The sequence below is a fragment of the Dactylosporangium sp. NPDC051087 genome, from assembly GCF_055586325.1.
Genome location: NZ_JBVJIJ010000049.1, coordinates 33246 through 44200 on the forward strand (window position 1 = coordinate 33246; position 10955 = coordinate 44200).

A 10955-nucleotide genomic window follows, 5' to 3' on the forward strand; every position below is an offset into this window, starting at 1 on the left:
TGAACAGGAGGCGTGAGGGTGCCGACCTCGGTGCTCCTCGCCGTCCTTGCCGCTGCTGGGCTCCTAGCCTTGGCGCCCGCACTGGTGCGCCGGTACGACGCCACAGAGCGGCTGGTGGCGGAGCGGGCGTTGTCAACCGCACGGGTGCTGACCCGTGCCGGGATGCGCCGCGACCGCCGCCGCCGGACGATCCCCGGCCGCCGCCCCGTCAACCCGCCCCGCACCGTGGTGCACCGCACCGTCTCCGGCGCCCCCGTCTCCGGTGCTTCCACCCCTGGTGGTTCCGTCTCCGGCGCTCCCGGCGGCGGCTCCGGGGCGGCCGCGCCCGCGGCCCTGCGCGTCGTCCCGTCCACGGCCCGGCGGCGCCGCCCCCACCGGGCACCACGGGCCATGTACCGGCGCCGCCGCGTCCTGCTCGCCCTCGTCCTGCTCAACCTCGTCGAGCTCCTCGGCGTCGCCCTCGTCAGCAGCGGCTTCTGGGTCGGCTTCGCCGTCACCGGCGCCCTCCTCGTCGCGTACGTCGCCCACCTGCGCAACCGCGCCCTCACTGAACAGCGCCGGCGCCGCCGCGAAGCCCACTACGCCGCCTGGATCGCCCGCCGCCAGGCACAGGTCCGCCGCGAACAACTCCGCCGCGCCGCCCAGCGCCGGGAAGCCGTCGCCGCCCAGCTCGCCGAACGCGACCGCGCCCGCCGCGAAGCCGCCCGGCTCGGCGCGCTCGGCGCCGTCCGCGGCAAGCCCTACGACACGCGGGCCTCAGGACAGTGATCTGATTCGCGCCCCCTCTCCACCGTTTGCTACTCTTGTGCCCGGCCCACTCCGGCGGGCCGACTGGGGTTGTGGCGCAGTCTGGTAGCGCACCTCGTTCGCATCGAGGGGGTCAGGGGTTCGAGTCCCCTCAACTCCACGTTCCGCCAATCGGCGTAGCCTGCTCATCGGCTGCGCCGATTCGCCGTTGTGGCTCCACTTGGCCCCGCGCACGGCTTCGCCGTGCTCCCTGGTGGGGGAGCTTCGCTCCACCCACGGCCCCCTCAAGACCGTTGCGGGGTTGCCCCGATTTTCTGAGGTGTCCCAGGTCGGTGGCCTTTTGGCTTCGGCTTCGCCTTGCCTTTTCTTGGGTGGTGGGCCGCTTTGCTTCGGCCGCTCGCTTCTCCCGAGCATGTTGGTGCTGTGCTCTGGGCGGGCTCCTCGAGATCGTCGTGGGGGCTCGGGTTGTGTGAGGCGTCTCATCCTCGTCGTTGTGTGTGGGGCTGCGGCGTCGCTTTGCTCGCCGTAGGCGGCTTCGTCTTGCTCTGAGGGCGGTGCAGGTTTGCTCCGCGCGTGTCCCTCGAGGCCGTCGTGGGGCTCGGGTCGCGCTGTCACCTCCCGCACCCTCTGGGCCGTCGTGGGGGCTTGGCTCGAGCTGGTCACCTCCCGCACCCTCTGGGCCGTCGTGGGGGCTCGGCTCGTGCTGGTCAGTTCTGCCAGGGGCGGGCTGCCTCGTATGGGAGGCAGGCTGCGATGTGTCGCCGGGCTGCGCGGCGGACGGTCGGCCTCGGAGCGGGCGCATGCCAGTTGGGTGGTCCTCGCCGGGGTCGTTGGTCGTGCCTTGACGGCTCTGCCTGGTCGAAGAGGTGGCCGGATGTGTTCTTGTTCCCCGTGGTGAAGTGCATGGGGACACTCAAGCACGGGGGTACGACAGAAAATCCCGGCTCGAGGTCAGGCGAACGTGAGCGAGGTTCTGGCCAGGACGTAGGCGGGCAGGCCGGTCTTGAACTCGTCGGCGTCGATGCCGCGCCAGATGACGACCACGCCGCCGGCGGCGAAGGCGCGGCCGGGGCCGGGGCCGCTGGATTCGGCGCGGAGGTTGGCTTCGGTGGCGGGGGTGCCGGCGATGGTCAGTTGGCGTTCGGTGGTTTTCGTGCCGCCGCGGCCGGGGGTCGACAGGGCTGCGGTGAGTGCCTGCCGCGGGTCGGTGCCGTCGTAGGTGTACACGCGGATGAAGCCGACCACGCCGGCCGGCTTGGCGTCGATCTCGCAGCGGAGGGTGACGCCGCCGGTGGTGAGGCCGGTGGAGGAGGCGTCCTTGGGCTTCCAGTTCGCGGCTGTGGGGATGGTCGCCGGGATCGGGCATGCCGTGCCCGGGCCGATCTTGCCGGCCGCGGCCGCGGGGGGCGGGTCATCGAAACCGGAAGCGGCACCCCCGGAAGCGGCTCCGGAAGCGGCTCCGGAAGCGGCTGCACCGCCGGGGGCGGCTCCGGAAGCGGCGGCAGCTCCGGAAGTGGCCGGAGCCGGTGTGGAGGTGCCGGTGCAGGCGGCGAGCAGGGCCAGGGTCGGCAGGGCTAGCAGAGGGATGCGCACGGCCCGGATTCTGGCACGGTGAGGTGCCGGCCCGTGGCCCCGCGAGGGCCGCGCGAAGTGGCTACGATCCGTGGGTATGGGCGACTGGAAGCCGGCACCGCGGATCCTGAGTGTGGCCTGGGGCCGGATGGAGATCGAAGGGCTCGGGACCGGCAAGGACTTCAAGGTGTACCCGGGAGGCGGGCGGGCCTGGGACTGGCGGGAGACCGGCACGGACCACGATCCCGGGATCCAGCCGGAGGACGTGCGGGAGCTGCTCGACAACGGGGCGACCACGGTCGTGCTGTCGCGGGGCATGCAGGAGCGGCTGGGTGTCGACCCGGCGACGCTGCGGCTGCTCGAGAGCGAGGATGTCACCGTGCACGTCGCCGAGACGACCGAGGCGGTGGAGATCTACAACGACCTCATCGGTGAGGGGCCGGTCGGCGGCCTGTTTCACTCGACCTGCTGAGGCGCTTCCAGGTGCTGCAGGAGCCGGTCGAGGAAGACGGTCTGCCCCTTGGTCAGCTTGGTCCTGGCGTCGTCCAACGGCACCCAGGCGACCCGGTCCAGCTCGGGAAACTCGCGCAGCACGCCTGAGCCCTTCGGCCACTCGATCTCGAAGGTGTTGCTGACGGCGGTGGTCTCGTCGAAGTCGCCCTCCAGGGCGAAGACGGTGACCAGCTTGCCGCCGCTGAGCTTGACCTCGCCCAGCCCGGTCGGCGAGCCGGCCGGCGGGGCGGCGCCGAGCTCCTCGGTGAACTCGCGCAGCGCGGCGGCCTGCGCGTCCTCGTCGGGCTCGTGCTCACCCTTCGGGATCGACCACCCGCCGGCGTCCTTCCGGGCCCAGAACGGCCCGCCCATGTGCCCGATGAGCACCTCGGGTCCGTGGTCGCCGCGACGGTACAGCAGGAGTCCAGCGCTCAGCTTCGCCACCTCCCGATTCTGGCACGGGTGAGCGGCGCCGGTCTCAGATGCCGCGGTGGGCCAGGGCCGAGCGGTACTGCGGGGCGGCGAGGTCGGGGGCCGCGGCGGCCGACGCGTAGAAGGCCGGCAGGTTGTCCGGGGGTGTGCGGGCGGGGTCCGCCAGCCAGGAGCGGACGGCCTCGACGGCGGCGGGGGCGGGCAGGCCGTCCGCGGCCAGGGCCGAGTGCAGGACGAAGAGCATGAGGGCGGCGACCGGGTCCGGGACGTGGTGCCGCCAGGTGACGACGCCGGTGAAGCCCGCGGCCAGGAACAGGTCGGCGACGGACAGGGCGGGCGGGGTGGTGCCGGGCCGGGGCGGGGGCAGGACGACCAGCCCGGCGCCGGTGACCGGGGGCAGCTGGGTGAGGGGCAGTTCGGTGCCGTTGGCCAGCTCCAGGGCGCCGGCGGGGGTGATGCCGCAGGCCAGGTGCAGCAGCGAGGCGTCGAGGTGGGCGCGCAGGTCGTCCGAGGTGCCGGCGGCGTCGACGTACTCGATGGTGCGGCCGAGGCCGGTCGAGCGCGGGTAGAAGATCCGGCGCAGCAGCATGGCCTCGACGCCGGAGGGTTCGTGGTCGCCGCGGGGGTTGGCGACGAAGACGGGGTTCTCGGTGACCGGTGCGGGCTTGCGGGCGGCGAGCGTCATGAGCTGGCCGATGCCGGCGACCGACCAGGGACCGTCGCCGGCGGTGAGGACGCGACCTTCGGCGGGCCCGGAAGGCCGCAGGTCACCGGATGCACGGAGGGTGAGACCGGTGGCGGGCAGGGCGAGGGCGTCGGCGCCGATCGTGCGCAGGGCCGCGGCGGCCGGGGCGAGAGCGGTCGCGGCCAGGTCCGGGCGGCGCAGCCGGCCGGCCAGCTCCACGAGGGCGGGCAGGTCCTCGTCGGGCAGGGGACCGCCGGCGGCGGTGGCCAGGTGTCCGGCGGCGCGGTCCTCGTCGCCGTCGTCGCGCAGGTGCAGCGCGGCGGCCAGGAACAGGTGGTCGTGGGCGTCGCCGGAGGCGTGCACGGCGGTGGCGGCCAGGGCGACGAGCTCGTCGATGTCCACATCGGACCCGTCTGCGGCGAGCAGCGCGTCCAGGTCGCCGAGCTCGCGGCGGGCGGCGGTGGCGTCCGGCTCGACCGGGGTGCGGGGGCGGGGGACCGCCGGGGCGGGCAGGTCGCCGTGCTCGACGACGGCGACGGGGCGCAGCAGCGGGTCGTCGTTCGCGACCCGTTCGGCGTCGAACAGCGGCGGGATCGGCACGATGCCGGGCCGGGCGGAGAAGCGGCCGCCCTGCTGCTGGACGCGTTGCATCACGTTGACCATGTCGGCCATCCGGCTCAGGTCGAAGCCGCCCAGTCCCTTGCCGAAGCCGCCCATCAGCGACTGCAGGGCCTCCGCCATCTCCAGCATCATGCGGGCCATGTCGCGCATCTCGGTGTTGACCGTGCTGCCGTCCGCGACCCGGCGGAAGCACTCGACGGCCCGCTCGGCGTCGCCTGCGCCGCCGGGCGCCGTGCCGCCGCGCATGGCCGAGGCCATGTCGGTGGGGTTCATCGCGGCGGTGACGCGGCCCATGTACAGCTGGCCGAGCATGAGGTCGGCGCCGGACCGGTGCGGGCCGGTCAGGGTCGGGAAGGACAGCGCCTCCCGCAGCACGTGGATGCCCGTGTCGCGGTCACGCGGCGGACCGGCGTGCGCGAGGCTGCGGGCGCCGAGGAGCCAGCCGAGGGTCGCGGCGACCGTCCCGCGCAGCGTGTCCGCCGGATCGATGTAGCCGTACGCCTCGTCGAACGCCTGGATCGCGGCGTTGAGCGCCGGCAGCGCGCCCGGGCTGCCGGGGCCGGCCCGCCAGTACTCGTCGAACCTGATCTGGCCGAGCTTCAGCAGCGGCGTCGTACGTTCGGCGTCGCGCAGGCCCTTGAGCTGCTCCTGCAACGCGGCGGCGGTCTGGTTCACCGGTTCTCCCTCACTGTCCCCAGTGGACGAAGCCGGCCCAGGCGACGACGTCGCCCAGGTCGGACCTGGTCAGCTGTGCGCGGAGCTGCTCCGGCATCCGCTCCGGGATCCGTCGCCGCGGGTCGAGCATCCACAGCTGCGCCTGCCGCAGGGCGTCGCGCGCCGGGTACCGCTCGGTCATCAGGTAGTGGTGGAACATGAACATCAGCGCCGACGTCGCGGCGTCCGGGATGCTCCACTGGGTCGACAGCACCGAGCGGACGCCGCCCGCGAGGAACGCGGTGCCCAGGCTGTAGGCCTCGTCGTAGCCGCTCATCGCCTGGCCGGTCCGGCACGCGGCGAGCACGACGAGACCGATCGCCCGGTCCGGCACGCCGGTGAGCAGCTCGACGAGCTCCTCCGCGGCCAGCCGTTCGCCGCCGGCGAGCAGCAGGTACGAGGTCGCCGACCGCGGGTCCGCGCTGACGAAGCCGTGGCACGCGAGGTGCAGCGTCGTCCCGGCCGCCGGGCCTGTGCTCCTGATCCAGGCGCGGACCTCCTCGGCGGTGCCGGCCGGGCCGGGCCGCGAGTCCGGCCGGCGGCCGAGGTAGCGGCCGCCCCAGTAGAAGTCGCGGTGGATGGCGAACGCCTCGATCCGGGCGGCGGGCAGGTCGAGGCCCTTGGTGCCGGGGTCCGGGTCGCCGACGACGAGACCGACCGGCGAGGGCGGCACGGGCGCCAGCCGGGCGGTGCGGCACAGCAGGCGGGCGGAGACGGCCTGGGACAGCGCGAGCAGCTGCACGGCGTAGGTGCCGTCCGGCCGGCGGGCGGCCTGCCACGGGATGCGGGCCAGCTCACCGGTCGGCACCAGCACGACCCGCGGCGGCCGGTCGCCGTCGGGGTGGATGCCGGCGAGGTACCGCTCGTACAGCGGACCGATCGCCGCGTGCCAGGCCCATCCGCAGACCCTCGCGACGCTCTCGGCCATCGTCGTCCCGGGCGGCGCGGCCGCGGCCTCGAAGTCGCGCAGACCGCCGGCGGAATCGGCCTCGGCGTCGCGCGGGCCGGGGCCGCGGACGGAGATGGCCGCGAAGAACTGCTCGACCGCCATCTCGTCGGTGACGCCGAGGTTCGGCAGCGCGCAGTACGCCACCCGGCCGGCGACCGGCACGATGACGGCGAACCCGGGCTGGGGCGGGTCGGCGGGCATCAGGTAGACCAGCGCGTCGATGTCCAGCGTGGCGAGCGCCTCGCGGATGTCGGCGATGGAGGGCGCGTCCAGCAGCTGCGCCGAGGGGCCTTCGGCGGTCAGTACGCCGAGGATCTCCCGGCGCACCTCCTCCGGCAGGTGGTCGGCGCTCGCCGTCCGCCACCGCTCGGCGAGGTCGGCGTGGCCGGACTCGATCAGCCGGGTGGGCACGTCCTGCCGCTCGGTCGCCGCGTACAGCGCCAGCCCCCGGCCCAGGTCCAGCGCGCGGATCGCGTCGTCGGGATGGTTGTCGGCCAGGCAGATCCGCGCCGCCTCCAGCGCGTCGCGGGCGGCGCGGCGCGCCGCGACGTGGGCGCCGGCCAGGGTCGGCTGCAGCAGCACCCGCCACGTGTTCGCCCGCAGGCCGTCGAGCGCCCGCAGGTGCGGGTCGGCCACGCCGCGCCGCCGCTGGGTGTGCGCGAGCATCTCGTTGAGGTCGGACCACAGCGGGTGCGCCGGGCCGCCGGCCGCCGCGAGTGCCTCCTCCAGCACGATGATCGTCTCGTCGACGTCGGCGAGCGAGTTGGTCAGCTCGTTGCGCCGGGTCAGCCCGAGTGCCAGTCCCTGCAGGACGGCCACCCGCTGGGGGTGGCCGGGCGGGGTCAGCGAGACGGCGGTGCGGAAGTGCCCGATGCCCTGCGCGATGCGGGCCGGGTCGGTCTCGGCGCCGGCGCCGAGCAGCGCGCCGCCCGTCATGGCGTGATACAGCGCGCTGTCGGCGGTGCCCAGCCCGCTGCCGGTGGTGAGCCGCTCCATGGTCGCGAGCTGCTCGTCGGTGATCCGGCCGCCGGCGCCGCCCACGACATCGCGGAACGGCGACATCATGGCCGTCGCCCGCTCCACCGCGGTCCGCAGGTCCGACCCCTCGGGGAACCGCGCCGCGAGGCCGGCCATCCGGTCCATCGCCGCGAACACGTCGCCGTCCTGCTGGTTGGCGGTCAGCACCGCGGTGGCGGCGTCGAGCATCTCGCCGAGCGCGGCGCCCATCGGATGGCCCTGGGTCACCTGGCGCATGTGCTCGGTGTCGGTGGCGAACGAGGCCGGCAGGGTCACGTCGCCGTGCTGGATCGACAGCAGCACCGCGATGCCGGCGCGGGCGGACCTGATGTACATCGTCGCGATGGGGTGCCCGTCGGCCTCGACCTCGATCCGGTCGAGCTCGGCCATCGCCGCCTTCGGGTCGGTGATCTCCCGCTCGGCGGCGTCGCCGGCGATCTTCGCGGCGCGGGCGGCGGCGCGCAGGCGCGGCCACCGCGGATCCGGCGGCGGGTCGCCGTCCGCCAGCGCCAGGAGCGGGGCGATCTTGCGGAGCCGGAAGGTGCCGCTGAGCGGCTCGCCGCAGAGGACCGCCTGGAGCAGCAGCGCGGCGAGGGTGCCGCGCCCCGGGAACGCGGGCAGGCTGAGCAGGTCGGCGATGGCGGCGTCCAGGTCACCGTCGCCGGCCGCGGCCCGCGCGATGGTGTCGCGGCGGGCCGCGATGTCCGTGCCGCCCATGGTTCCTCCCGTGGTCAGTCAGCTCCGTGCGGTAACTGACGGACACCGGGGGCGTCACTCGGCGGGGGCGAAGCGCTCCAGGGCGGGCATGTAGCGGCGGTACGGGCCGACCTCGGCGCGGTAGCGGCCGGCCAGGACCTCGGCGATCTGGGCCAGGTGGGTCAGGTCGTGGGCGACCCACGCGGACAGCACCTGCGCCAGCGTGACCGTGCCGAACTCGGGATGGGTGCCGGTCAGCGCCAGGTCGGGCGGGGTCAGGAAGGAGAGGTGCTCCAGCGCGCGGGCCCGCACCGAGTGGAAGCGGTCGAGCAGGCCGGCGACCGGCTCGCGGTCCCACGAGAGCATCGCGACCCGGTCGAAGGGTTCGAAGGTACGGCCGGTGCCGTGCTCGACGATCAGCTGGATGCGGGGCAGCCAGTTCGTCTCGTCGCCGTGCAGGAGGTGCCCGGCGATGGCGTACGCGCTCCAGGTGTCCGGGCCGTCGTCGCGGTGCAGCCACTCGTCCGGCAGGCCGGGCAGCAGGGCGGAGACCGCCGAAGGGGTGCGGGCCAGCAGCGCGAACGCGTCGGGGATGTCCATGAAGCCCATGCTCGGCGGGCGGGGGTCCGGGGGACAGGGCCACCTCGAAAACACTGGCATGCTGGTGCCGTGCAACGCATCGGGATCACCGGGCACATGAACCTGACCGCGGCGACCGTCGAGCTGGTCCGGGCAGACCTGCGGACCGCGCTGCCGGCGGCGGGGCTGACCGGGGTGAGCTGCCTCGCCCGCGGCGCCGACACGGTCTTCGCGGAGGTCGTCCTGGAGCTCGGCGGCGCCCTCGAAGTGGTGCTGCCCTCCGCCGACTACGCCGGCGCCATGGTCCGGCCCGAGCACCGCGCCGCGTTCGACGCCCTGCTGGCGGCGGCCGAGACGGTCAAGGTCATGCGGCCCGTCAGCGAGCGGCGGGCGTCGTACGAGGCGGCGAACCGCTACATCCTCGACACCTGCGACCGGCTCATCGCCGTCTGGGACGGGGGATCGGCGGCGCTGCGCGGCGGCACCGGCGCGTTCGTGGCGGAGGCGCTGCAGCGCCGGCTACCGGTGGACGTGCGCTGGCCGCGGGGCGCCACCAGGGAAGCGAGGCGGCGGTGAAGGACGTGCGCGGGCGGGTCGTCGCCGTCGAGTCGGGCCCGGACCGGTATCAGGACCTCGTGGACGAGGTCGAGACGGCCGGGTTCGAGGTCGAGGCGGACGTGCGGCTGGTGCTGGGCGCCGCCTGCACCACCGTCGCGCGGACCGTCGAGCACCTCGTCGGCGTGCTGCAGCTGCCCTACGCGGCGAGCCGTGGCTGGCACGAGCTGCTGGAGGCGATCGGCGACCGGGCCGCGTCGCTGCGCCAGTACGTCGTGGTCGTCGACGCCGCCGCCCTGCTGAAGTACGAGGACCAGGACCGCTGGCACGAGCTGGTCGGCGAGTTGCACAGCGGCCCGCACTGCATGGGCGGCGGCTGGAGCACCCTCGTCCTCGCCGACCACCCGTACTGCTGGGAGCGGTCCCCGTTCAGGAGCGCGGCGGGCGCGGAGGACCGCACCCGCCGCGCGTGACAGCGAACTAGTGCCACTTCTGGTTGCCGGCCCCGTTGCAGGTCCAGATGTGCAGCTTCGAGCCGTTGGCGGTGGCCACGTTCTGCACGTCGACGCACTTGTTGGCCTGCGTGTTCACCAAGTCGCCGGCGGCGGTCAGGGTGAACTTCTGGGCGCCGGTGCCGTTGCACGTCCACAGCTGCACGACCGTGCCGTCGGCGGTGCCGCCGCCGGAGACGTCCATGCACTTGCCGAGCGCCCGCACCGAGCCGTCCGCGTTGAACGTCCACTGCTGCGCGCCGGTGCCGTTGCAGTCCCAGATCTGCAGCCGGTTGCCGTCGACCGCGTTGGAGGACGGGATGTCGATGCAGCGGTTGCTGCCGTTGCCGATGATCGGGCGGGCGGTGCCGGTGGAGCCGCACGGCGGCGCGGTGTCGAAGGTGTCGGTGAACGTGGTGCCGGCGTTGCGGTACGCGAGCGCCTGCGCGGTCGCGGCGGCCGGTGACAGGACCTGGTTGCGGGCGAACAGGAACCAGTCGACCTGCTGGACGTAGGTGGACGTGCCGCCGGTGTGGGTGGCGGTGTCGATGAACCACAGGTTCCAGTTCACGGTCATCGTCTGCCGCGGGTAGAACTTGCCCGAGTGGTCGCCCACCAGGACGCCGTCGATGTGGTACTTGACGTGCCCGCCGGACACCTGGACCACCAGGTCGTGCCAGCCGTCGTAGCTGCGCCGCTGCTCGGAGTGGGTGTTGTCGGCGAGCCACGGCTCGTTGCGGTACGTGTACCAGCTCGTCTGGTAGTTGATCGGGCCGGTCTCGCCCCAGCCGCCGTTCGGCAGGTACTCGGAGAAGTCCAGTTCGCTGTAGGTGGGGTCGAGGTCGCCGTTGAGCGGGCTGATGGCGAAGAACGTCTGGTTGACGTGGTCGCCGTCGTTGCCGGCGGTCGGGGTGTCGGTGAAGCGGACCCGGCTGGCGTAGGTGCCCTCGAAGTAGCGCTTCTGCGCGGAGTACACCTCGGCGTGCCTGGTCCCGGCGCCGGTGCCGTTGGTCGACGCGGTCAGCTGCATGACCTTCTGCCCGCCGGAGGTGGGGAAGGTGATCTGCGCCGGCGACCAGGTGGCGCCCGGGACACCGGGCCCGCCGGCGTTGCCGCGCGGCACCCAGCCGTGGCCGGTGAAGCCGGCGTCGGCGGACGAGGCGTAGTTGAAGTCGTCGAACACGTTGCCGCAGCTGTTCGCGGCCGCGCCGGCCTGGCCGGTGGTCGCGGCGGTCACCGCGACGGCACCGAGCGCGGTCGCGAGGACCAGCGCCGCGGCACCCAGCGCGGGCCGTGACAGGGCATGGCTGATGGGCATGGTGAAGCCTCCCGAAGCATTCCGTTGGCGGTCGGAATTTTCATCGAAGATCGATGTGGATGAAAACTAAGCCCATCACTGCCGCGC

The 10955-nt window shown here is 73.9% G+C and carries 10 protein-coding genes and 1 tRNA gene; 5 read left to right on the top strand and 6 right to left on the bottom strand.

Annotation, left to right across the window (positions count from 1 at the left end):
- Positions 1 to 12: 12 nt before the first annotated feature.
- A complete protein-coding gene (gene sepX / locus ACZ6TV_RS51310; protein WP_465308329.1) occupies positions 13 to 768 on the top strand; it encodes a divisome protein SepX/GlpR in 756 nt (251 codons plus the stop codon).
- A gap of 65 nt (positions 769 to 833) precedes the next feature.
- Positions 834 to 907, top strand: a tRNA-Ala gene (locus ACZ6TV_RS51315).
- A gap of 791 nt (positions 908 to 1698) precedes the next feature.
- Here ACZ6TV_RS51315 and ACZ6TV_RS51320 read toward each other — a convergent pair.
- Complete coding sequence (locus ACZ6TV_RS51320) at positions 1699 to 2340, bottom strand: lipoprotein (RefSeq protein WP_465308331.1); 642 nt, start codon at positions 2338 to 2340, stop codon at positions 1699 to 1701.
- Positions 2341 to 2416: 76 nt separating this feature from the next.
- Between ACZ6TV_RS51320 and ACZ6TV_RS51325 the strand changes: the two genes are divergently transcribed.
- Positions 2417 to 2791, top strand: a complete 375-nt coding sequence (locus ACZ6TV_RS51325; protein WP_465308333.1) for an Mth938-like domain-containing protein — start codon at positions 2417 to 2419, stop codon at positions 2789 to 2791.
- On the opposite strand, the gene ACZ6TV_RS51330 is transcribed toward ACZ6TV_RS51325, so the two are convergent.
- Genes ACZ6TV_RS51330 through ACZ6TV_RS51345 form a run of 4 tightly spaced genes read right to left on the bottom strand, consistent with a single transcriptional unit; the run spans position 2776 to position 8525 of the window.
- Positions 2776 to 3255: an NUDIX hydrolase gene (locus ACZ6TV_RS51330; RefSeq protein ID WP_465308335.1), complete on the bottom strand. Its 480-nt coding sequence runs from the start codon at positions 3253 to 3255 to the stop codon at positions 2776 to 2778. The genes ACZ6TV_RS51325 and ACZ6TV_RS51330 overlap by 16 nt on opposite strands.
- A gap of 34 nt (positions 3256 to 3289) precedes the next feature.
- Positions 3290 to 5224, bottom strand: a complete 1935-nt coding sequence (locus ACZ6TV_RS51335) for a hypothetical protein (RefSeq protein WP_465308337.1) — start codon at positions 5222 to 5224, stop codon at positions 3290 to 3292.
- A 10-nt stretch (positions 5225 to 5234) separates the two neighbouring features.
- The gene (locus tag ACZ6TV_RS51340; RefSeq protein ID WP_465308339.1) at positions 5235 to 7946 is read right to left on the bottom strand and encodes a CHAT domain-containing protein; all 2712 of its coding nucleotides are present in this window, start codon (positions 7944 to 7946) and stop codon (positions 5235 to 5237) included.
- Between the two features lie 54 nt (positions 7947 to 8000).
- Positions 8001 to 8525, bottom strand: a complete 525-nt coding sequence (locus ACZ6TV_RS51345) for a DinB family protein (protein WP_465308341.1) — start codon at positions 8523 to 8525, stop codon at positions 8001 to 8003.
- A 69-nt stretch (positions 8526 to 8594) separates the two neighbouring features.
- Between ACZ6TV_RS51345 and ACZ6TV_RS51350 the strand changes: the two genes are divergently transcribed.
- On the top strand, positions 8595 to 9080 hold the full coding sequence (locus ACZ6TV_RS51350; protein ID WP_465308342.1) for a hypothetical protein: 486 nt from the start codon (positions 8595 to 8597) through the stop codon (positions 9078 to 9080).
- Complete coding sequence (locus ACZ6TV_RS51355; RefSeq protein ID WP_465308344.1) at positions 9077 to 9532, top strand: hypothetical protein; 456 nt, start codon at positions 9077 to 9079, stop codon at positions 9530 to 9532. The genes ACZ6TV_RS51350 and ACZ6TV_RS51355 overlap by 4 nt, the downstream gene beginning before the upstream one ends.
- Before the next feature lie 7 nt (positions 9533 to 9539).
- Here ACZ6TV_RS51355 and ACZ6TV_RS51360 read toward each other — a convergent pair whose 3' ends face one another.
- Positions 9540 to 10868 (bottom strand): ricin-type beta-trefoil lectin domain protein, encoded by a 1329-nt coding sequence (locus ACZ6TV_RS51360; protein WP_465308346.1) that lies wholly within the window; start codon positions 10866 to 10868, stop codon positions 9540 to 9542.
- Positions 10869 to 10955: the final 87 nt, after the last annotated feature.